Below are 20,288 nucleotides of genomic sequence, written 5' to 3'. Positions count from 1 at the left end.
AAAAACCATTAGGGTTTTAAATATGAATAACGTAATCAAAAAAAATAGAACTCGTAATATTTTTTACGGAGCGCTGATAGCACTTTTCCTAACTGCATGGGGACGAGCCGCAATATATTATACAAACCGTGAAGCTATCCAAGAAATGTCGCGATTGAGTCCAGTTGTTGCAAATAATAACCGCGACTTCGTTATCTCTATTCAGGACCCTGCCAACATTGCTTGGATCGCAGCTCCAGTCATTGTTACAGTATTGGCCCTGGTGCCGCTGTTCCTTGGAATTGGGCATCTAGTGCTCATTGGAATTAACGGAGTTATTGGCGCCGTCCTCTTCGCTATCGGAGTTTTCTTTCCAACAACGATCTCGTCGAAAATTCTGGCTGCACTATTCCTGGTTGCACTGATAACCGTCGTTTATCTCGTGGTAGCCAAAGCGGATAAAATCATTAGCTCGGGAAATGCCCAGCGAAGTTCCGAGTAGGAAACAACGAGAACCGACTATGCGTCGCATCAGAAAATTCCCAATAATTGCCGCAGTGCTGGTCTCTGATCGGCGACGGCAACTTAATATGTTGAATGGACGTTCACTTCCATTCCGGGTTCAGATCGCGGGCGTTGTGCTCATCATCCTCTGTATCGTTCTTGCCGGAGCAGTCGTTTTCACTGTTTCCACTCAAGTTGGTAGATTTGCCCCTTTAAACAGCACCACACAGCCCACGTTTCTTCTCATATCGTGGTTCGTGTGGGTGATTCTTCTTGTCGCGCTTGCTGGGAGTATAGATCCAGAATCAGCAAGAGCAGTTAATGAACCAACTGATGCGGCAGTGCTGAGTTCCTTCGAAGTTCTACGCCGACATTTGATATGGTCCCGCCTCTTGATCCCCATGATGGCCAGAGTGCTGGGGATGAGCTTATTCTCCTGCTTAGCCTTTGGCCCGTGGTTGGCATCTTCCAACGCAGGGGTTGAAATGCTCCCTATTGTTTTTGCAGTGCTATTGAGCACCATAGTAGGCGGAAATTGTATTGGAATGGCAGCAACTTTGTTGTTGACTCGATGGGGCAAGGCGTCAACCATTTCGGTCAGACACATAATAATGACGCCCATTCTGGCAATGCTTCTTGGTACTTGGCTTGGACCCAGCGTCAGACAATTCTCGGAGACCAGAAACATAGTCGAATCAGGCTACACCGTATTGGCTGAAATCATCGCGTCATCCCGACCAGACTGGTGGGAAGATCTTTTCCAGACTTCGCCAGTTGCTGTAACAACATACTGCATTGTTCTAACCGGCCTTTCGATCCTTCTTCTTGGCGGTGTGGCGCTGTCGCTGCTCAAAGGCCCTGAGTCTCAAGCTGGATTTAAAGTAGATGATGACCAACGAGCCTCATCTCACGTTTCCCTTGCGATGTCCAAAATGTTCAAAAACATTGCTCTGCGTCGGTCCATGGCATTCCGAGTGCTTGCCAGCGTCATTACCAAGGACGTATTAGCTTGTTTCCGCCAAGATCGGCTCGCGCTCAGAAAGGCCTATCTGACCTTTCTCGGAGGCCTGGCACTCTTGGGGTCCGGCATCGGGGCTTATCTGTCCCTTGATGGCAGGGCTGTTCTGGATGCTCCATTGATTCTGAGTGGCACTCTTATAACGGCATTCATGGTCCTCGCGGCCGATGGATCCGTGCAGATTTCAAGTATCGAGGCTGAACGAAACAATTGGCAGATGCTGTGTTTGATGCCACTGACAACACGCCATCTGCGGGCTACGAAAATCTGCTCCTTTGCAATGGTTACAATCATTATTTCAATGCCGGGAGTGGTCGGAATTGTCTTACTCACATCAGGCCAGACAAGTCAGATGTGGATTCTTTTGGCAATCTCTACTTCCATCAGTCTTTTAGCAGGGATCAGTTCGGTTTTGACGCAGGTTCTGTCCCCCCTCACCGAAGCCAACTCCATGCGCGTTATTGAACGATCACCCGTGGCGGATCTAGTACAACCAATACTTATTTCTTCTGGTGCTGCCGTAGTAATTTCGTGTGTCGCACTTATGCCGTCACCAGCACTACAGGGACTCGTTGGCTTGGTTCCTCTGGCTTTGACTGTGGTCTTTGTAGTAACACTATTTTTCAAAAACAATAGGGAAGATGTCAAAGTGTATGTTTAGCCTAAAAAACATCAGCGTCCGTTACGGTGAAAATCTTGCCATAGATGACGTGACGGCAGCGTTCGAACCGGGTGATTTTATCGGTATTTTTGGGCATAATGGATCTGGGAAAAGCACCTTACTCAAAGTTATCTCCGGACTTGAGAGGTCCACCTCTGGAAGCATTCTTGTGAATCAACAGGAAATGTCTCAAAATATTCTGAAAAGCCATGCCGTCTTTATTCAAGACAGCCCCGCCCTATACGATTATCTAAGCATCAGGGAGAACGTAGGGTTTGCTTGTTCAATTTGGGGTGAGGATGTATCAGAAACACTAAATAGACTTCTCTTATTCGGTGTGCAGAGCGATTTTGAAACGTTGGTAAAAAACCTTTCTTTGGGCACCAGAAAAAAGATGGGTTACGTGCTATCGACTTTAAAAAAAGGTCCTCTTTTCATACTCGATGAACCCTTTAACGGTTTGGATGCAGAAACCGTTAAGCTGGTTGCCCGCGATCTGCGTCTGGCTAAGGAACGGGGAAGAACTGTCGTGATGACCGCCCATGACCCAAGTCCGATCCTCGACTTGCTGGATCGGCAAATTGTCTTGGAATCCGGGCGGGTACTGGATGACGTTCCGAGACCTTTCAATGGGCCGCTGTCTACTGCAGAATTCCAGGCAAAATGATCACCGCATCAGGTTTGACAAAAAGTTTCGGTGGGAAAAATGTCGTTCGGGAAGTTGACCTAAATGTAGATTCGGGTCAGGTACTAGGATTCATTGGACCCAACGGTTCCGGAAAGACAACAACTCTTCGCATGTTGGTAGGACTTTGCCGGCCGGATGCCGGCTCTGCTCTACTCAACGGTGTGCCGGTGCCACGGATGACTTCGCCCCTTAAAAGTGTAGGTGTCCTCATCGATGCCGCTGCACCTTTCCCGGGCAGGACCGCGTTCGAGCATCTATATGCGTCTGCCTTGGCATCTGGGCTTCGACGCTCTAGGGTCTTGGCTGTGCTTGAAGAAGTCGGCCTGCTGGCAGCCAGAAATACTAAAATTAAACATCTTTCCTTGGGAATGCGGCAAAGGCTGTCCTTGGGTGTGGCTTTCGTGGCGTCCCCGCGTATTTTGATCCTCGATGAGCCGCTTAATGGGCTGGATCCTGAGGGCATCAGATGGTTTAGGGATCTCGTGAATCAATGGAGGAGCGAGGGGCGGACGGTACTCATTTCGAGCCATTTGATGAGTGAACTTTCGCCCATAGTAGATAAGGTCGCTGTCATCAAAGACGGTGCAATTGTTTTCCAGGGCTCCGTCAAGTCTTTGAACAGAGTCGCCGGCGAGCCAGGTTTCATATTACGTTCCGAGGAATCAAAGAGGTTGAGGACAATGTTGGACGGCCTAAACATTGGATGGAAGGAGCTGGAAAGTGAGACTACTCTGATACAGATGGTGGACATAAAACAGGTCGCGCGGTTAGCTGCGGAGGCATCCATCCCAATGTATGAAATCTGCTGGACCGAGCCCTCTCTTGAGCAGGCCTATTTCTCTTTAACCACGGGCATGCACAATGCATCCGTCTAAGCTAAACATCGGGGCCGAGCCGACTTATCCAAAGCCTACTACCAGGCAAGCGGCCAAGAAGAATCGGCCGCGGACCGACTGGTCGATAGCTGATTCAAGAAACCTTTTGTACTCCGAGCTCTTCAAGATACTTACCTGTAGATCGACAATGGGTGCTGCACTGTTCATCGTCGTCCTGACCGCCGTCATCTCTTGCGGATCAGCCTGGGCTGCTTCCCTTCTCATGATGGGTAGCAACGAGGTAGGAAACGACCTGCAAACCCACGATTTCCAAACCGCCGGTGTAAGTATCGGTCAAGTAGCAGCCGTGGTGCTCGGCGTACAGGCCTACTGCACGGATTGCACCGGGCCACATGCTACTGCTTCATTCTGTATCATTTCGCGACGCGCGGTGTTTGTACTGCACAAAGCTGTTACCGTGGGCGCGATAGCTTTCTGTTCCGGTTTGCTCGCTACCATCATCAGCGCATTCTCAATGGCTCTGGTCTCACCTGATATATCGCCGATACAAGATGGCTTGTCTTATCCAGTGTTTGGAGCAGCCCTCTATTTTGCGATGGTGTCAATCATAGCCATGAGCGTTTCTGCACTGTTCCAGGGAAACATACTGTCCATGGCGGTAATCTTTGGTTTCTCCCTTTTTGGTGCCCCAATTTTTTCGCGTTGGCCTGAAACTTCCATTCTCGTGCCGTATTTTCCTGACGTCGCGGGATCACAAATGTTAATCGCTCGGGAAGGCGTTGCGCTGTCCCCCGTACTAGGCGGTACCGTGATGGCTGCCTGGACTTTGGCGCTGTTGATAGCGGGGATCGTTCGGCAAAGGTTTACCAACATATCTTAAAGTTAAGTCCGTGAACCTGCAGGTAGGCATCGACCATCTTTTGATAAACGCAGAGTGGCAGCGAATTGCCGGCCACCCTCGGATGGGGTTTCCGAGCCATGCAAAGGCTGCGCATCACAAATGAAACCGGCGCTTTATGGGGTCTTCACTGGCGCGCGTCGCGGACGCGAAGTGGCGAGAGTGCGCCGGCAGCCCAGTCGCTGATCCAGGTTCGCCCGCCGAGTCGTTGCACACATTAAGTTATCCACCGCCCCCGAACGCAGAAACCCTGGCCGATTGTGGACTACTGGAAGATCCGGCCTTGCTGGCGAATTTAATCCACGGTGACTTAGGGTTTTGTAAATTCACCAGTATCCACAAGGTTATCCACAAAACTGTGGACAAGACGTGGGCAAATGTGTATAAAGGGTGAAAAACCCCGGGAACTGGGCGATTAAGGGTGTTGATAACCTTGGGTCGGTTGGCGTGAGCTTCAATGAATTAAGTTTCTGTCCACAGGTGTGCGAATACAAACAACCAAGTCAAAAGATATTAATGATACGTAGAGTGGGGTAATCCACAGAGTTCTCCCCAGACTGTGAACAGGGAACTCCACAGGTAGAGGAGTGTTATCCACATATTCTGTGGATAATGAGGTTTACGCCTGTTAATAACAGCCCTAGTGTTGGGTTCGGGAGAGAAATATCCACAGGCGCCTGACATCCAAATGTCCGTATCGACTGACACGATGAAGCGTTGCCATGAGGCAAGGATAATTTTTCCCAGCGGGTCAATAGGGGATGGAAGTGTCTGCAATGAGTGCTGAGCCGGTTTACGAAGGACGAGATTCCGACGCAGGGCGCAAGCCGCCACAGGATATCGAGGCCGAGATGTCGGTCCTCGGTGGCATGATGCTCTCCAAGGACGCCATTGCTGACGTCGTTGAATCCATTCGCGGCACCGACTTCTACCGTCCCTCCCACGAATCAATTTACGAGGCGATTGTCGACCTCTACGGTCGTGGCGAACCAGCCGATGCGGTCACCGTAGCCGACTTGCTGACCAAGCGCGGCGAGATCTCGCGCATTGGTGGCGCCGCCTACCTTCACAATCTCATCCAGCAGGTTCCAACTGCAGCCAACGCCGGGTACTACGCAGAAATCGTGCGCGAACGCGCCGTGCTGCGCCGATTGGTTGACGCCGGAACGCGTATTGTCCAGATGGGCTACTCTCCAGATGGTGAAGTTGATGCGATCGTCAACGAAGCCCAGGCAGAGGTCTACAAGGTGGCCGAGAACCGCAGCAGTGAAGACTACGTGCGCCTTTCGGACATCATCGAAGACACCGTTGATGAAATCGAGAACGCGGCCAACGCGGGCGATGGCATTACCGGTGTGCCCACCGGATTCTATGAATTCGACGAGCTGACCCAGGGCCTGAAGGGCGGCCAGATGATCATCATCGCCGCCCGTCCTGCGGTGGGCAAGTCAACCTTCGCGCTGGACTTCGCCCGTTCTGCTGCCATCAAGCACAATATGGCCACCGTGTTCTTCTCCTTGGAAATGGGCCGCAATGAAATTGCGATGCGCCTGCTCTCGGCCGAAGCATCCATCCAGCTCCAGGATCTGCGCAAGGGCTCGGTGGAAGACGCGCAGTGGACCAAGATCGCCACGACCATGGGCCGGCTGAACGAAGCCCCGTTGTTCATTGATGATTCGCCGAACATGTCCATGATGGAAATCCGTGCCAAGTGCCGTCGCCTCAAGCAGCGCAACGAGCTGCGCATGATCATCCTGGACTACCTGCAGCTGATGAGCTCGGGCAAGCGTGTGGAATCGCGCCAGCAGGAAGTTTCCGAGTTCTCGCGTAACCTCAAGCTGCTCGCCAAGGAACTCGACGTTCCGTTGATTGCGCTGTCGCAGCTGAACCGTGGTTCCGAGCAGCGTACCGACAAGAAGCCAATGGTTTCGGACCTGCGCGAATCGGGCTCGATTGAGCAGGACGCCGACATGGTGATTTTGCTGCACCGTGATGACGTCTACGACAAGGAAAACCGTCCGGGCGAAGCTGACGTGATTATCGCGAAGCACCGTGCCGGTCCGACCAAGACCATCACCGTGGCCTTCCAGGGCCACTACTCGCGCTTCAACAACATGTCCACCGAGGGTTAGTCCCAGTCAGAACTCATATGGCACCTACTAAGCCAGCGAATTGCTGGCTATAGTGGGTGCCATGTTCGCTTCGATGCAGGCTTTGCTGTGGGGCACTGTGGCCGGCTCGGCCCTGCTGCTGGGATCTGGCGCGGCCTGGTGGCTGAAGATCCCCAAGGTCTGGGTCAGCGCCATCATGGCCTTCGGTGCCGGGGTCCTGGTCAGCGCACTGGCCTTCGAGCTGGTGCTCGAAGCCTATGAAACCGGCGGCCTCGTTGCGACGCTGGGCGGCGTGATCGTGGGCGCTGCCTTGTATTTCGGCGCGAACCGGCTGCTGGCCTGGAGAACCTCAAAGCGGCAGGCGCAGCGCGCAGGAGAGCAGGAGCCATCGGGAACCGCGCTCGCGGTCGGTGCACTCATCGACGGCATTCCCGAGTCCGTGGCCCTTGGACTTTCCGTGGTCGCCACCGCGAGCATTAATCCGGCGATGCTCATCGCCATATTCATCTCCAATGTCCCCGAGGGGCTGGCGAGTACCGCACAGATGAAAGCGTCCGGGCGCAAGGGGTCCTCGATCGTTTTGCTCTGGGGATCGATAGCCATTTCCTGCGGCATCGCTGCCTTCCTCGGAGCGCTGCTGCTGGAATCCATGCCCGGTGAAGTGCTGGCCTTCGCCACCGCGGTCGCTGCCGGAGGCATCTTGACGATGATCGCCGACACCATGATTCCGGAAGCCTACAAGGTGGAGCTCGACTACACAGGGTTGCTGGTGACCTCGGGCTTCCTGGCGGCCTTCAGCCTGCACGTGATCGGCGGCTAGGGGAAACCTGAGATCATGGATGCATGCCCCTGAACCGCAGCAGCCAATCAGCCGAGCGCGCCGAGTCAACGATCTATGCTCCGCAGTATCTTGCCACCACCCTTGGCATGTTCGTGCTCGTCTTCCTGGTCGCTTTCGAATCCATGGCCGTGACCACGGTAATGCCACTGGTCAGCGAGCTGCTGGAGGGCGAACGCTACTTCGCCCTGGCCTTTGCCGCGCCAATCGCCAGCGGGATGCTGGGGATGGTTGCCGCCGGAGAAGTCACCGACCGGTGGGGGCCCAAGCACCCGCTGTCCATCGCCGTGGCCGTTTTCTGCATTGGGCTGCTGATCTGCGGTTCAGCCGAGAACATGCAGGTCCTGATTGCCGGGCGCATCTTGCAGGGAATTGGCGGTGGCGCGATCACCGTCGCCATCTACGTGCTCATTGCCCGCGCGTATCCTGCGCATCTGCATTCCAAGATCTTCGCCCTGTTCGCTACCGCCTGGGTGGTCCCGGCGATGATCGGCCCCTGGCTGGCCGGCTTGATGGCCGTGCACCTCGGTTGGCGCTGGGTGTTCTCCGGCGTGGCGGTGCTGGTGGTTCTCGCGTTCTGCGGGATCGTGCCGGCGTTGAAGTCGCTGAGCTCCCAGCGCAATCCGGACCTGGGGCCGATTTCCAAGAAGCGGCTGATGCTGGCCGGCCTGGCTGGACTGGCTGTCATCTGCATGAACTTGCTCGGCAATGCGCAGGGCAGCTGGTCCCTTCTGGGACTGGTCTTGGCATTGGCGGTAGCCCTTGCGGCGATTCGCCCGCTGCTGCCCAAGGGCACGTTCAGCTTGGCCAAGGGGCTGCCGTCCACCATCATGACCCGCATCTTCGTGGCCGGGGCCTTCTTCGGCGTGGAAGTCTATCTGCCGTACCTGCTGCGCGAGGATTACCAGCTGGGTCCCGACCGGGCGGGCCTGATCCTGACGGCCTCGGCATTGTGCTGGTCGGTGGGTTCATGGCTGCAAGGAAAGCTGGGGGATAAGGTGGAATCCTCCACCTGCATCACCGTGGGTGCGATCGCCGGCAGCGTAGCGATTTCAACCGCATTGGCCACCGCGATCTTCCATCCGCCGGTCCTCGTGCTGGTCTGCGGATGGGCCGTGGGCGGCTTCGGCATGGGGATGATCTTCCCGCGGCAAAACGTGAACATGCTGGCCCTGTCTGCCAAGGATGAACAGGGATTCAACTCATCGGCAATGACCGTGGCCGACTCCCTGGGCAACGCCGGAACCACCGCCATCGGTGGCGTCATCTTCGCGATGGCCGCCACCGGGATGGAGTTCATCTCGGTCTTCAGCTTCAGCCTCTTGCTGATTCTGGTCCTGATCGCGATCTCGCCGCGCACCAAACCTGTTGCGCAGCCAGCAGCCTGACTACGCTGGGATCATGGACACAGAGCTTCCCAAGACGAGCAACCCCGCCGCCAGGGCTTTCGAGCAGGCCGGCATCACCAGTCTCGAGCAGGCGGGGCAAGCCGGCACCGCGGCGCTGCTCGCGCTGCACGGCGTCGGCCCGAAAGCCATCCGCATCCTCCGCGACGAGCTGGCCGCACGCGGCCTCAAGATGAACCCCTGAGATCTCCGGTTTAGCCGCGCGGCAGGATGCCCAGGTGGTCCTTGTCCGGTTCCACGCTATGCTGCGCATACTCGGTGTGCTTGGCAACGTAGGCCTTCACGTACGGGCAGACCGGAACGATCCTGGCACCGCTGGCGATGGTGTTCTCCAGCGCGAATTTCACCATGACGCTGGCTAGGCCCTGTCCGCCGTATTCCTCATCCACGGTGGTGTGGAAGAAGATCCGCTCGACGCCTTGGGCCCCATCAAAATCGCGGTAGTGCGCCGCTCCGATGATCTTGCCGTCATCGTCGAGGGCGAAGCGCTGGCGCTCGGGCAGGAATACTGGTCTGATGTCGCTCATTGGGAGTTCCTTACTGGTTAGGCGGGGTTCACGCGCGGGCGCAGGCGAACGGTGGGAAGTGCTGGAGCCGGCAAGGCTGCCGGAGTATTAGGCGGGAAAGGCCCGAAGCGATCCTCGGAGGCATCCCCGGGCTCGGCCCCGATCTCGGCCTGCCATTGCGCGCGGAACGCGAGGACTTCCTCATGGGTGCGGCCTACGAAGTTCCACCACATCAGGATGTCTTCCTTCAGCGGCTCTCCGCCGATGAGCAGCGCCAGAACCGGCTGGTCCCCGGACTTCAGGCGCAGGGTCGTGCATCCCGCACGCACGAACCCGAGATCGCGTGGAGCGAGTTCATGGCCGTTGACTTCAAGATTGCCGGAGTCCAGGAGGATCCCGTGCTCATGGTGCCCGGGGACAACCACTTCGATCTCGGTGTTCGGTTCAAGGCGCAGTTCGGCGCCACCGAGCTCGGTGTGCGTCTTCACCGGGGAGGTGGACGACTTGCCCGACACCCCGTAGGTGCCAAGGAAGACCGACAGCGACCAGCCGGGAGCGGTGAGCGCTTCCGGGCGGTAGTTCTCAAAAGTATGTTCCATATCCCGTGCATGATCCGGCAGCGCGGTCCATAACTGGGCGCCGTGAAGGATGGTGGTGTCTTCGGTGAGGATCTCCGAATGGCTGATTCCGTGCCCGGCGGTCATCAGATTGACCTCGCCGGGTCGCACGGTCGCCTTGAACCCGGCCGAATCCATATGGTTGATCTCTCCGGTGAAGAGCCAAGAGACAGTCTGCAGTCCGGTGTGCGGGTGACGAGGCACGTTCATCCCGCCGGTGACTGCGACATCGTCAGGACCGTAATGGTCCAGGAAGCACCAAGCGCCGATCAGGCTGCGCTGCTTTTGCGGCAGTGTCCGGAAGACCGTCATTGCCCGCGGACCGCCCAAGGGCACTTCGCGTGGTTCCAGGATTTCAACCTCTGCCTGGGAACGCACTGCACTGCAGCCGATCTCCTCAGGCCGGTGCTCAAGATTGCTCATATGCCAAGGCTATTCACTGTGGCCCGCTTTGACTACTTGCGCCACCGATTCGAACGCAACTGGAATTGGCGCTGCGACCCGGGGCAGCTTTCGGCCCGGGCACGGTATTCTCGACCGCGGTACGATCAATGCAGTGGTATTAGGCATCTTTCAAGGAGCTTGCGACAACGTGGACAGTGCTATTCTTCGCGACGAAGATCTTCTCAAGCTGGAAAAGCAGGTGTGCTTCGGCCTGGCCGTAGCCTCGCGCTCGGTGATCTCGGCATACAAGCCCGTGCTGGATCCGCTGGGGCTGACGCATCCCCAGTACCTGGTGATGCTGGCCCTTTGGGACTTGGGGCCGATCAGCGCCCGTGCCCTCAGCGGGCATCTGCACCTGGATCCGGGAACGCTTTCCCCGTTGGTCAAGCGCCTCGAAACTGCCGGTTTGGTGGCAAAGACGAAGAACCCGGACGATGAGCGGGCCGTCATCATTCAGCCCACCGAGAAGGGTGCCGCGCTGCGTGCTGAAGCGGTGGAGGTGCCGCGCGAAATGATGGCCCGGCTTGCCCTGACCGACAAGGATGTGCTGGAGCTGCGCGGCATCCTGGACCGCATTATTGCTGCAGGTTCGAACGCTCCGAAAAGCTAGAACCCCATTTAGTTGGTGCACCAACTAATGACGTATGATTGAAGTGCCAGTACTCGCAAACCCAATGACCGAAGAGGACGACGATCATGGATGAATCACCCCTGCCGATCATTTCCGATACCACCGGACTAAGCGTCGGCTACCGCATATTCTGGCGTCTGAAGTACTTGGGATTGTCCATCTTCGGTCCGGCCGAGCGCCGTGTCCTCGCCAGCCCTCGCGAACGCATCAAATGGGACCGCGCAATGAAGGTCATGCGCGCCCATGAAGCTGCCGGAACCTCGCCGGATGAGCAAACGCTGTACACCGCGAGCCGCATGGAGCCTCGCCGTCCGCAGGGGTAGTTGCCCCTGCGGGTGAACCTGATGGCGGGCCGCGATAATATTGACCTTATGGAATCGATGACTGAACTCGTAGTCGCCCGGCAATTTTCCGCACCGAAGAACGCCGTTTGGGCTGCCTTCGTCGAGCCGGAAATCATCGCCCAGTGGTGGGGTCCCGATGGCTGGCTTGTCGAGGAAGATTCCGTCGTATTCGAAGCCAAGGTCGGCGGCCGGCATGAGCTGAATATGGTGCAGGCTGATAACCCGGATGCCAAGGTGCCGCTCAAGGCGGTCCTGACGTCTTTCGACGAGTACGAATGCCTGGTCAGTGCCGACGGCCCGCACGAAATGACCTTGGACCTCGTGATCGAAACCCGTATCGAATTCAAGGAATTCGCCGGGCAGACGATGCTGACGCTGACCCAAACCCCATTGCCTTATGAGGTTCTCGAATCCAGCACCAAGGCATGGAATTCCGCTTTTGCGAAGCTCGAAGCGCTGCTGGCGGAATTCTTCTAGGCCTTTAGTACGGCAGGGGAAGAACCAGCACAGCAGCTGCGAACGCTTGCCAGTTTCGCGCTCATGCCGGCGGAGTCAAAGCGTGGCATGTGACTGAAAGGCGTTTCCTTGCCGCCGCTGGCGCAGTTCTGGCAGGTTCTTGCCGTGTAGCGCAACCAGAATCCCATGATGATCTGATGGCGCGGAGCATTGCCGCACGCAACCGGAGCATCGACTTGCACGCCGATTCCTTCCTCCGGTTGCCTGCGGCCTAGCCTCGCCCGATGTAGGGCATTCCGCCAGCGGTGATGGTGAATTGGTTGATGGAGGTACCGAGCGGAACCCCGGCGATGTACGCAACGGCCTCAGCGGCTTGGACCAGCGGGAATGTCGGCTCGACGAGCCGCTGGCCGCCCGGTTGCAAGGCACCCTGGGTGGCACCGAAATCATCGAGCAGGTCACTGGCGGTGTTGCCGATATTGAGCTGCGTGGCCCTGATCCGGTGCTCCCGTCCATCAAGTTCAAGGCATTTGGTCAAGCCGGCGATGCCGTGCTTGGTGACGGTATAGGCAACGGAGTTCACGCGCGGAACCTGCGCTGAAATCGATCCATTGTTGATGATGCGTCCCCCGTCGTTGGCCTTGAAATGGGCAAAGGCCGTGCGGGCCGCGTTGATGGCCCCGGTGAGGTTGATCCGGCAAACCTCATCCCACTGGGCCGGACTCAGCTCATCGATGGCTGCCGAGGGACCGAAAATCCCGGCATTATTGAACAGCGCATTGACCGTGCCGAAACGCTGCGCCGCTTCGGCAAACAGGTGTTCCACAGCCTGCGGATCACTAACATCCGTGGGAACCACCAAGGCGGAACCGTGGCCTTGCGCCGTCTCATGCAGGTTAGCCGCGGTGCGCCCGGCGAGCACCACATTCCATCCCTGCGCCAGCAGCAGGCGGGCGGTGGCGCGGCCAATGCCTGATCCTGCGCCGGTGATGGCAATCGTGCGCGGGGCATGCGGGACTCCAGATGCGTGGGACATCAATTCTCCTTGCAGAAAGCTCAACAGTGATGGGACGAGGCGCGTGGTCTCATCCTAGGAATTTGCGCCGCCAAACCCCAGTTTTCACCTGCATGTTGCGAAGCGCCCCCGAGCGCATTTCCCGGATCAGCCTGGCAAGCAACTAACCTTGAAGTGCTCGGTCCCCGCAACCCCGGCCGAACATCCCCTAAGGAGGCTTGTGTTCCTCGACGTGCTCTATGGCGTGCTGCCGCTGTTCTTCGTCATGCTCATCGGCTACGGCGCCAGCCATGCACCCAAATTCCCGGCCAGCGTGGAACCGGCACTGAATGTGTTCGTCTTCTATGTCGCCTTGCCGGCGCTGCTCTACAAGGTGGTAGCCCGGGCGGATATCAGTGAAGGCGTGCCGCTCGCATTCCTGTGGATCAGCATTGTCTCCGCGCTGCTTTTCGCCCTGCTCAGCTGGCTGGCTTTCCGCTATCTGCTGCGCGCAAACCGGGCGCGGGCGCTCGCCGGCATGCTCACCACCAGCTTCGGCAACGTGTCGTACTTGGGAATCCCGATTATCCTCGGCGTCATGGGCACAGAAGCCGGGTTCGCCGCGGGCATGGGGCAACTGGTCCACAACATCATCTTCATGGTCGGATTCCCCATCCTTGCCCAAATTCTCCTGTCCAACGGCAAAGGAGGCCAGCATCCGGCAAGCGCAGCGCGTATCGCCCGGACCATCCGCAATGCCCTGGCTTGCAGCCCGGTCACCTGGGCCATGGCCCTTGGCGGCACGGTAGCAATCCTCGGTGTGCCCGTGCCGCGGCCGGTGGACGACACCGTCGACCTGATATCCGCCGCGGCCGCCCCGGGAGCGCTCTTCGTCATCGGCATGTCGCTGAAGCGGACCATGGACCGTTCACGTGCCAGGAGGCATGCACCGGTTGCTCCGGATGGCACTGCGGCTGCCGCCAGTCGGGCGAGAACCTCCATCGCGGCCATGGTGCTGGGCAAACTCGTGGCAATGCCATTGCTGACGGTGGCCATGCTGCTCGTTTTCGCCCCGGATCTGGAGCGCATCTGGTTCAATGCCGCGGTGCTCATGGCGGCCATGCCGGTCAGCGCGACCGCCTACATCATGGCCCAGAACGACACCGGGGATGGCGAGCCGACCGCGGTGGCCATCGTCATCACCTGCGTCCTGTCGGTCATTGCCTTGCCGGTGCTGGCTCAATTGGTACTGAAGTAGTCCCCGCGCTTTCCTTGACCTTTGCCCCGGTGCGGGGACAGTCTTGTAGCAGCACAGGCTAATCGGCCCGGAGTATCCAGCCCGAGAGATGAGATGCAGGGATTTGATGAAGAAGTTTTCGCTGGCCGCCATCGCCCGAACCCAGCTGAGGGAAGCCGCGGATGCAACCAATGGCCGAGCTGCCAGCACGGTTTTCGGCGGACATGAGCACACCCTGCGCCAAACCGTCATTGGGCTCACGGCCGGCACCGAGCTGCAAGAACATGTGAATCCCGGCGAAGCGACACTGCTGGTCCTCCAGGGCAGGGTCACCGTTTCATCCATGGGCAACCAGTGGGAGGGGCGCAGCCAGGATCTCATTGTGCTTCCCGAGGGGAGGCTGAAAATCAGCGCCACGCAGGATTCCAGCGTGCTGCTCACCGTAGCCAAGATCGATCGCTAGGGGACACCAAAAATGCGGGCCAGTTCACATCCATGAACCGGCCCGCATCTGCAGGGGAGAAGGACTGATTAGACGCTGACCGCGTCCTTCTCCCGGTCTCCAGTGCCGCTTTCGCCGGCCGCGGCTTCGGCGTCTGCCAAGTCCCCGGCTTCAGCGTCGATGGCGTCGGCGGATGCCGCGGCTTCGCTCGCCTTGGCATCAAGCGCCCGGCCTTGCAGCGCGGCGAGCTCCTCGGCGGAAACCGGGTGGCTGGAGGTCTGCACCGGCTTGAGCTGGTCGATGACCATGGTCACGGCCAGGCAGGCCAAGGCCCAAATGGCCAGGACCACCAGGTGGGAGCCGAGCCCGACCCCGTCGAAGTAGACGATCGCGCGGATTGCTTCGACGGCAGCCGGCATCGGCAGGATGTCGTGCAGGATGGTGAAGATGCGCGGTTCCATGTAGATGGACAGCCCGCCATTGGAGGCGGGGACGCCCAGGAACATCACGATCAGCATGGTCGGGACCAGGCAGACCATGCCCAGCAGGCGGTTGAATACCGTGGTGAGCATGGCCACCGCGAAAATCGCGAGCATGCCGACGCTGAACAGCTGCCCGAAGTGGCCCTCCACTGCCCCGGTGAACGGGCCGGCGATCAGGCAGAGCACGGCGGACATGAAGGCCGAGTACACGGCCACCAGCGGGACCAGTTTCTGCAGCGGGGCCATGTGCGGTGCCGCGGTGGCGCCGACCATGATGACCATGAAGCCTGCCATCACCCAGCCCATGCCCAGGTACATGGCCACGGTGCCCATATTGTCGTGCTCCGGAAGCGGGGCCAGCTCCTGGTGGTCCACGTCCATCTGCTGCGCTTGGCCGATCTGCGTGAACACCTGGACCACCAGCTGCGATGCGGCGTTGCCGGAAGCCTGGGCGGTATAGACGGCAGCTTCCGGGCTCTGCTCCGAAGGCAGCACGAAGGCCCCTGTCAGCTCCTGGGACTCGACCAGGTACCGGGCGTCAGCGGCATTGTCCATGGCGGTTAACTCGAACATGCCCTCCATGGATTCGTTCAGCGAATCCACGGTCTGCTGGGCCTGCTCCACGGAGGAGCCCACGACGGCTACCGGCATGTCGCGTGGCACCGGGGTCTGCATGGCGCCGAGCATCGAGCTGAGCATGATGGCGATCATGCCGAAGGGCAGCGCGGCCAAGGTGATGTAGCGCCACGCCTTGTTCTTGGGGCGCGGGCCGCCATGCAGGGAAGCGACATTGATCTGGGTGGGGATATCGCTCTTGCCCTTGGCGATGCGCAGGGCATCGAGCAGGGCGACCAGCAGCAGCGCCGCGACGGCACCGCCGGCGAGAATCAGGATATGCCGGGCCGCTCCGTCGCCGTTGAAGTACAGCACCGAGCGCATGGCTTCGCCCAGGGCCGGCATCGGCAGGAACTGGTGCAGGAACGGGAAGATCTTCGGCAGGGTGTAGACCGACATGCCCATATTGGAGGCCGGCTGGCCCAGCACCATGAACAGGAACATTCCGGGGATGACGGCCATGGCGCCGAATATGCGGGTCAGCAGCAGCTGCCCGGCGCCCACGGCGAAGACGCCCAAGGCCAGGGTCGACCACGCGGGCAGGATGCTCGCGGCAGGAATGACGCCCAGGATCGGGCCGCCGACGAGGATGCCCAGCCCGGAGAGCAGGATCGACCATCCGCCCAGCAGCGGCAGCGCGCGGCGGCGCTTGAGCAGTTCCGGGGAGTTCGAGAAGGCCATCGACCAAGGCATGTAGCCGGCAGTGATCATCGCGGTGGCCAGCAGCATGGCGCCCATGCCCATGGAGTCGTTCTCCGGAAGCGGCACCAGATCCTGGGAAGCCAGTTCCAGCGACTGCTCCATGATGACCGGCGTGAGCACGGCCGTGATGGCCGAGGTGGCTGACATGCCGGCGCCGCTGGCGGTGTACAGCGTGGCCGTATCGCCATCGAGGTCCACCGCAGCGGTGACTTCGCGGTCGTAGACCAGCTCGCGGGCTTCGCGGGCCGAGTCCACGATGCGCAGGTCCACGGCCTCAGCATTGCTGTCCTCCAGCGCCCGGGCAAAGTCACCGGCCGCTGCGCTGCTGGTGGCCGAAATGGCCACCGGCATGTTCGCGGCTGACTGGTGGTGCATGGCTCCCAGGTAGCCCCAGATCATCATGCCCACGATCATCAATGGCATGATGAAGACTGCGACAGTCCTGCCGATCTTTTCGGCCTTGGCGCGTTTGGCGGCCGCTTCCTGCTCGGAAAGAGGCTGCTTCTCGTGCTTGGCCCTGCGGGAGGGCGGCGGGTTTTCAGTGACTGCGGCGTCGTTGCTCAACTGCGCATGCTCCTTGGATTCTCGGTCTGCAGCGGGGTGCGAGGCAACCCGCCAAGGTCTTTAGTTGAATACTGACAACTAATTTACGCCACGTGGCGTAAAATTGTCAGCAACTGTGCCGAGGTTCACTTCCTGGACGCCGGGACGAGATGATGCGAGGAAAGGCGGGAATGGTGAGCCGACACGGCGATAAGGCGCGGGAGGTCTTGCTCGATGCGGCAGAAGAGCTCTTCGCGAGCCACGGCATAGACGCCGTATCGAATCGGAAAATTACCGAGCATGCCGGTACTGCCAACCATTCGGCGATCAAATACCATTTCGGGAGCCGCGAGGACCTGTTGCAGGCCATGCTCCAGCGGGCGCTGGACGACATGCGCAGCTGCCGCAATCGCCTGCCATCCCTTGCTGGCGGACCGGAGGCGAGTCTGCGCGAGGTGGTCACCGTGCGAACCCTTCCCTGGATCTATTCCTTTGACGCGCTGCCGCGGCCCTCCTGGCGGGCGCAATTCCTCTACCAGGCACGGCTGCATCCAGGACTGCCGGCGATTGTGGGCGACAGCCTGCGCGACGAGGTGCTGAGCGTGGCGGGCCCAGGACGTGCTCGCAAGGAATTCGAGGGCATTCCGGAGGTCGTGGTCAGGTCGCGTGCGCTGATTCTCGGTCCGATGTTCCTGGGGCTGTGCGCGCAGTACGAGCGCACGGTCAATGAAGGCAAGCAGCAGGGCAACTGGGAATCGCTGGGCTACTTCCTGGTCGATTCCATGGTCGGCATGCTGGCGGCGCCAAGCACCGCTGCGGCCGACTTCATGGGATTCGGCGAGGACTAGCCGGGCTGGCGCGAGGCGCTGCAGCTGGAATTAAAAAAACGCAGAGGCCAGGTCCCGACGCCTCAGGGGTTGGCCTCTGCGTGGTCTTGGGTGGACGCCTAGCGTCCCGGGTGCTGGCCGAACAGGCGGCTCCACAGCGAGGGAGCCTCGCGGGTGATCCGCGGCTGGCGGGCAATATCCGGATCCAGGTTCTCGATGGGCTGGAACAGTCCGGTGCGCAAGGCGTCGGTGGTGGCAATGAGGCGCTGGTCCTCCGGTGTGCAGTTGATCTTGCTTGGGTTGATAGCGGTCATTGCGACCCTCCTTCACGATTTCGTATTTCCATAATATGGAAATTATCTTCTGTGTTGTGAAACCATTATGTGGGCTAGGTCCGAGCGTTTGCAATAGCTGGGCGCAAAATTATCTATCCACAATATGGAAACTGGCAAAAAGTCACACTTGTTAAAGTTTTTCCAGCTTTCGCTTGACTGCGACGCTGTGAGGTGGATTACAGTGGTCACACAAGGTTCCACGAAACCAGCATCGAGTCGAAGCCGAAGTCTCCTTCGGTGGTAAGGGTGTTCAGCCAAGGTCCGTGGAAAGAACGACCGTTTGAAAAGAGCTGATCACCCGATGCGTTTAGACGTATTCAACCAATTGCCCGCAGCCGAGGCCGCTGATTTCCTGCGCCCCTGCGTCGATGTCGACCGCTGGATCGATGCCCTTGTTTCCGCCCGTCCTTTCAGCAGCTTCGATGCGCTTTCCAGCTTTGCGCTCCAGGACGTCGCTCCCTTCAGCCGCGAGGAAATTGCCGCCGCCCTGGCCCACCATCCGCGCATCGGCGAACAGGCGCAGGGAAGCAGCAAGGAAGCGGACCTCTCCCGCGGCGAACAGGCAGGCCTGGACCTTGATGACGATGTCGCCGGCCGCCTGGCAGCAGCCAACCGGGCCTATGAGCAGCGCTTCAACAGGGTATTCCTCATCCGCGCCGCCGGCCGCAGCACCGAAGAAATCCTTGCCGAATGCGAACGCCGGCTGGCCAACGCAGAACAGGCCGAACTGCTTGAAGTAGCCGAGCAGCTGCGCCAGATTGCGCTGCTGCGGCTGGAGAACTCGGTGGACAACTAAGCCCATGCCCGGGGCGAACCCCTGCGCATTTATCGATACCAATCCCTCCGACAGCCAGGAGATGAACATGGCAGATGGAAATGGCGAACGCAGCCACATCACCACCCACATACTCGACACCGGGACCGGGAGGCCTGCCTCCGGTGTCAAGGCCACGCTGGAAGCCAAGACGGCATCCGGCTGGCAAGAAATCGGCTCGGGTTCCACGGATGCCGATGGCCGCATCAAGAACCTCGGACCGATACAGGTTGGAGCCGGCCGCTACCGGATTTCCTTTGAAACCGGCGGCTACTTCGGGAAGCAGGGAACGGAAAGCTTCTTCCCCGCGGTAAGCATCGATTTCTTCGTCAACGACGTCGACGAGCACTACCACGTACCTCTTCTTATCAGCCCGTTTGCATATTCCACGTACCGAGGGAGTTAGAACAATGACTACCGAAATCACCGCCCCAGCAGATACCAAGATCGTGCTGGGCTCCAACCAGTACGGCAAGGCCGAAGTCCGCCTGGTCAAGATCACCCGCGACACCGTGCGCCACCAGATCCAGGACCTGAACGTCACCAGCCAGCTGCACGGCGACTTCACCGCCGCGCACCAGGACGGCGACAACGGCCGCGTCGTCGCCACTGACACCCAGAAGAACACCGTCTATGGCCTGGCCCGCAACGGCGTGGGCGCCATCGAGGAGTTCCTGGTGCAGCTGGGAAACCACTTCACTGGCGAATTCGATTGGATCACCGGCGGCCGCTGGGCAGCCCAGCAGTTCTTCTGGGACCGCATCAACGACCATGACCACGCCTTCTCGCAGAACAAGTCCGAAGTGCGCACCGCCGTGCTGGAAATCGACGCCGAAGGCAAGAAGTCCATCGTTGCCGGCCTGGAGGACCTCACCGTCCTGAAGTCCACGGGCAGCGAGTTCCACGGTTTCCCGGTGGACAAGTACACGACCCTGAAGGAAACCACCGACCGCATCCTGGCCACCGACGTGACTGCGCGCTGGCGCTACACCGGCCAGGCCATCGCCCAGGGCATCGACTTCGACGCGGTCTACACCTCGGTGCGCCACCTGCTGCTGACCCGCTTCGCCGACACCCACTCGTACGCGTTGCAGCAGACCATGTTCCAGATGGGGCAGGCAGTGCTCGAAGCGCATCCGGAAATCGCCGAAATCAAGATGTCCCTGCCGAACAAGCACCACTTCCTGGTTGACCTGGAAGTCTTCGGCCAAGACAACCCCAATGAGGTCTTCTTCGCCGCGGATCGCCCATACGGCCTGATCGAAGCGACGATCACCCGCGAAGGCACCGAGGCGAATCACCCCATCTGGGCCAATATTCCGGCATTTATCTAACTGAACGGCGTTGAAGGTGTTGGGGG

Annotated in this window: 25 protein-coding genes; 19 read left to right on the top strand and 6 right to left on the bottom strand. The window is 59.1% G+C overall.

Annotation, left to right across the window (positions count from 1 at the left end):
- Nucleotides 1–22 precede the first annotated feature (22 nt).
- Nucleotides 23–481, top strand: coding sequence for a hypothetical protein (locus ACNPN0_RS15690; protein WP_146112230.1), 459 nt, complete (start codon nucleotides 23–25; stop codon nucleotides 479–481).
- Nucleotides 482–673: 192 nt separating this feature from the next.
- On the opposite strand, the gene ACNPN0_RS15685 is transcribed toward ACNPN0_RS15690, so the two are convergent.
- Nucleotides 674–1,105 carry a hypothetical protein gene (locus ACNPN0_RS15685; protein WP_448938949.1) on the bottom strand — a complete coding sequence of 144 codons (432 nt, stop codon included), beginning with the start codon at nucleotides 1,103–1,105 and terminating at the stop codon, nucleotides 674–676.
- Between ACNPN0_RS15685 and ACNPN0_RS15680 the strand changes: the two genes are divergently transcribed.
- The 8 genes from ACNPN0_RS15680 (at nucleotide 1,095) to ACNPN0_RS15645 (ending at nucleotide 9,123) form a co-directional block, all read left to right on the top strand.
- Nucleotides 1,095–2,162 carry a hypothetical protein gene (locus ACNPN0_RS15680; protein ID WP_448938948.1) on the top strand — a complete coding sequence of 356 codons (1,068 nt, stop codon included), beginning with the start codon at nucleotides 1,095–1,097 and terminating at the stop codon, nucleotides 2,160–2,162. The two genes, ACNPN0_RS15685 and ACNPN0_RS15680, sit on opposite strands and share 11 nt — an antisense overlap.
- The gene (locus ACNPN0_RS15675; RefSeq protein ID WP_181148788.1) at nucleotides 2,155–2,829 is read left to right on the top strand and encodes an ATP-binding cassette domain-containing protein; all 675 of its coding nucleotides are present in this window, start codon (nucleotides 2,155–2,157) and stop codon (nucleotides 2,827–2,829) included. Before ACNPN0_RS15680 ends, ACNPN0_RS15675 begins: the two co-directional genes overlap by 8 nt.
- On the top strand, nucleotides 2,826–3,725 hold the full coding sequence (locus ACNPN0_RS15670; RefSeq protein ID WP_105656574.1) for an ABC transporter ATP-binding protein: 900 nt from the start codon (nucleotides 2,826–2,828) through the stop codon (nucleotides 3,723–3,725). The genes ACNPN0_RS15675 and ACNPN0_RS15670 overlap by 4 nt, the downstream gene beginning before the upstream one ends.
- Before the next feature lie 148 nt (nucleotides 3,726–3,873).
- Complete coding sequence (locus ACNPN0_RS15665) at nucleotides 3,874–4,566, top strand: hypothetical protein (RefSeq protein WP_146112228.1); 693 nt, start codon at nucleotides 3,874–3,876, stop codon at nucleotides 4,564–4,566.
- Nucleotides 4,567–5,360: 794 nt separating this feature from the next.
- The gene (gene dnaB, locus ACNPN0_RS15660) at nucleotides 5,361–6,716 is read left to right on the top strand and encodes a replicative DNA helicase (protein ID WP_105656572.1); all 1,356 of its coding nucleotides are present in this window, start codon (nucleotides 5,361–5,363) and stop codon (nucleotides 6,714–6,716) included.
- 61 nt (nucleotides 6,717–6,777) lie between these two features.
- Nucleotides 6,778–7,515, top strand: a complete 738-nt coding sequence (locus ACNPN0_RS15655; protein WP_448938134.1) for a ZIP family metal transporter — start codon at nucleotides 6,778–6,780, stop codon at nucleotides 7,513–7,515.
- Nucleotides 7,516–7,538: 23 nt separating this feature from the next.
- Nucleotides 7,539–8,921, top strand: coding sequence for an MFS transporter (locus tag ACNPN0_RS15650; RefSeq protein ID WP_133833832.1), 1,383 nt, complete (start codon nucleotides 7,539–7,541; stop codon nucleotides 8,919–8,921).
- Nucleotides 8,922–8,934: 13 nt separating this feature from the next.
- Complete coding sequence (locus ACNPN0_RS15645; protein WP_105656632.1) at nucleotides 8,935–9,123, top strand: hypothetical protein; 189 nt, start codon at nucleotides 8,935–8,937, stop codon at nucleotides 9,121–9,123.
- 10 nt (nucleotides 9,124–9,133) lie between these two features.
- On the opposite strand, the gene ACNPN0_RS15640 is transcribed toward ACNPN0_RS15645, so the two are convergent.
- Both ACNPN0_RS15640 and ACNPN0_RS15635 read right to left on the bottom strand, forming a co-directional pair.
- The gene (locus tag ACNPN0_RS15640; RefSeq protein ID WP_448938135.1) at nucleotides 9,134–9,466 is read right to left on the bottom strand and encodes a GNAT family N-acetyltransferase; all 333 of its coding nucleotides are present in this window, start codon (nucleotides 9,464–9,466) and stop codon (nucleotides 9,134–9,136) included.
- A 17-nt stretch (nucleotides 9,467–9,483) separates the two neighbouring features.
- Nucleotides 9,484–10,485 (bottom strand): pirin family protein, encoded by a 1,002-nt coding sequence (locus ACNPN0_RS15635; protein WP_105656569.1) that lies wholly within the window; start codon nucleotides 10,483–10,485, stop codon nucleotides 9,484–9,486.
- A gap of 169 nt (nucleotides 10,486–10,654) precedes the next feature.
- On the opposite strand from ACNPN0_RS15635, the gene ACNPN0_RS15630 reads away from it, so the two are divergent.
- The 4 genes from ACNPN0_RS15630 (at nucleotide 10,655) to ACNPN0_RS15615 (ending at nucleotide 12,212) form a co-directional block, all read left to right on the top strand.
- Nucleotides 10,655–11,116 carry a MarR family winged helix-turn-helix transcriptional regulator gene (locus ACNPN0_RS15630; protein WP_105656568.1) on the top strand — a complete coding sequence of 154 codons (462 nt, stop codon included), beginning with the start codon at nucleotides 10,655–10,657 and terminating at the stop codon, nucleotides 11,114–11,116.
- Nucleotides 11,117–11,202: 86 nt separating this feature from the next.
- Complete coding sequence (locus ACNPN0_RS15625; protein WP_286134083.1) at nucleotides 11,203–11,460, top strand: hypothetical protein; 258 nt, start codon at nucleotides 11,203–11,205, stop codon at nucleotides 11,458–11,460.
- Nucleotides 11,461–11,517: 57 nt separating this feature from the next.
- The gene (locus tag ACNPN0_RS15620; protein WP_181148787.1) at nucleotides 11,518–11,958 is read left to right on the top strand and encodes an SRPBCC family protein; all 441 of its coding nucleotides are present in this window, start codon (nucleotides 11,518–11,520) and stop codon (nucleotides 11,956–11,958) included.
- 89 nt (nucleotides 11,959–12,047) lie between these two features.
- Entirely contained in the window at nucleotides 12,048–12,212 is a 165-nt protein-coding gene (locus ACNPN0_RS15615) for a hypothetical protein (protein WP_332503211.1), read from the top strand.
- Here ACNPN0_RS15615 and ACNPN0_RS15610 read toward each other — a convergent pair.
- A complete protein-coding gene (locus ACNPN0_RS15610; RefSeq protein WP_448938137.1) occupies nucleotides 12,209–12,973 on the bottom strand; it encodes an SDR family oxidoreductase in 765 nt (254 codons plus the stop codon). The genes ACNPN0_RS15615 and ACNPN0_RS15610 overlap by 4 nt on opposite strands.
- A gap of 199 nt (nucleotides 12,974–13,172) precedes the next feature.
- On the opposite strand from ACNPN0_RS15610, the gene ACNPN0_RS15605 reads away from it, so the two are divergent.
- Both ACNPN0_RS15605 and ACNPN0_RS15600 read left to right on the top strand, forming a co-directional pair.
- Nucleotides 13,173–14,189 (top strand): AEC family transporter, encoded by a 1,017-nt coding sequence (locus ACNPN0_RS15605; RefSeq protein ID WP_105656564.1) that lies wholly within the window; start codon nucleotides 13,173–13,175, stop codon nucleotides 14,187–14,189.
- 106 nt (nucleotides 14,190–14,295) lie between these two features.
- Nucleotides 14,296–14,631 (top strand): LuxR family transcriptional regulator, encoded by a 336-nt coding sequence (locus ACNPN0_RS15600; RefSeq protein WP_133833835.1) that lies wholly within the window; start codon nucleotides 14,296–14,298, stop codon nucleotides 14,629–14,631.
- A 68-nt stretch (nucleotides 14,632–14,699) separates the two neighbouring features.
- On the opposite strand, the gene ACNPN0_RS15595 is transcribed toward ACNPN0_RS15600, so the two are convergent.
- Complete coding sequence (locus ACNPN0_RS15595; protein WP_332486317.1) at nucleotides 14,700–16,973, bottom strand: ABC transporter permease; 2,274 nt, start codon at nucleotides 16,971–16,973, stop codon at nucleotides 14,700–14,702.
- 170 nt (nucleotides 16,974–17,143) lie between these two features.
- Between ACNPN0_RS15595 and ACNPN0_RS15590 the strand changes: the two genes are divergently transcribed.
- Nucleotides 17,144–17,800, top strand: a complete 657-nt coding sequence (locus ACNPN0_RS15590) for a TetR/AcrR family transcriptional regulator (protein ID WP_181148786.1) — start codon at nucleotides 17,144–17,146, stop codon at nucleotides 17,798–17,800.
- 98 nt (nucleotides 17,801–17,898) lie between these two features.
- Here ACNPN0_RS15590 and ACNPN0_RS15585 read toward each other — a convergent pair whose 3' ends face one another.
- Nucleotides 17,899–18,093: a hypothetical protein gene (locus tag ACNPN0_RS15585; RefSeq protein ID WP_133833838.1), complete on the bottom strand. Its 195-nt coding sequence runs from the start codon at nucleotides 18,091–18,093 to the stop codon at nucleotides 17,899–17,901.
- 322 nt (nucleotides 18,094–18,415) lie between these two features.
- On the opposite strand from ACNPN0_RS15585, the gene uraD reads away from it, so the two are divergent.
- The 3 genes from uraD to pucL all read left to right on the top strand — a co-directional run bounded on the left by uraD (nucleotide 18,416) and on the right by pucL (nucleotide 20,262).
- Entirely contained in the window at nucleotides 18,416–18,910 is a 495-nt protein-coding gene (gene uraD / locus ACNPN0_RS15580) for a 2-oxo-4-hydroxy-4-carboxy-5-ureidoimidazoline decarboxylase (protein WP_105656559.1), read from the top strand.
- Nucleotides 18,911–18,977: 67 nt separating this feature from the next.
- On the top strand, nucleotides 18,978–19,334 hold the full coding sequence (gene uraH / locus ACNPN0_RS15575; RefSeq protein WP_332486321.1) for a hydroxyisourate hydrolase: 357 nt from the start codon (nucleotides 18,978–18,980) through the stop codon (nucleotides 19,332–19,334).
- 4 nt (nucleotides 19,335–19,338) lie between these two features.
- Nucleotides 19,339–20,262: a factor-independent urate hydroxylase gene (gene pucL, locus ACNPN0_RS15570; RefSeq protein WP_332486323.1), complete on the top strand. Its 924-nt coding sequence runs from the start codon at nucleotides 19,339–19,341 to the stop codon at nucleotides 20,260–20,262.
- Nucleotides 20,263–20,288 lie beyond the last annotated feature (26 nt).

It is taken from the genome of Glutamicibacter sp. AGC84 (assembly GCF_053543575.1).
Note: the sequence above shows the minus strand (reverse complement) of the source record. Positions and strands in the feature narration are given on the sequence as shown.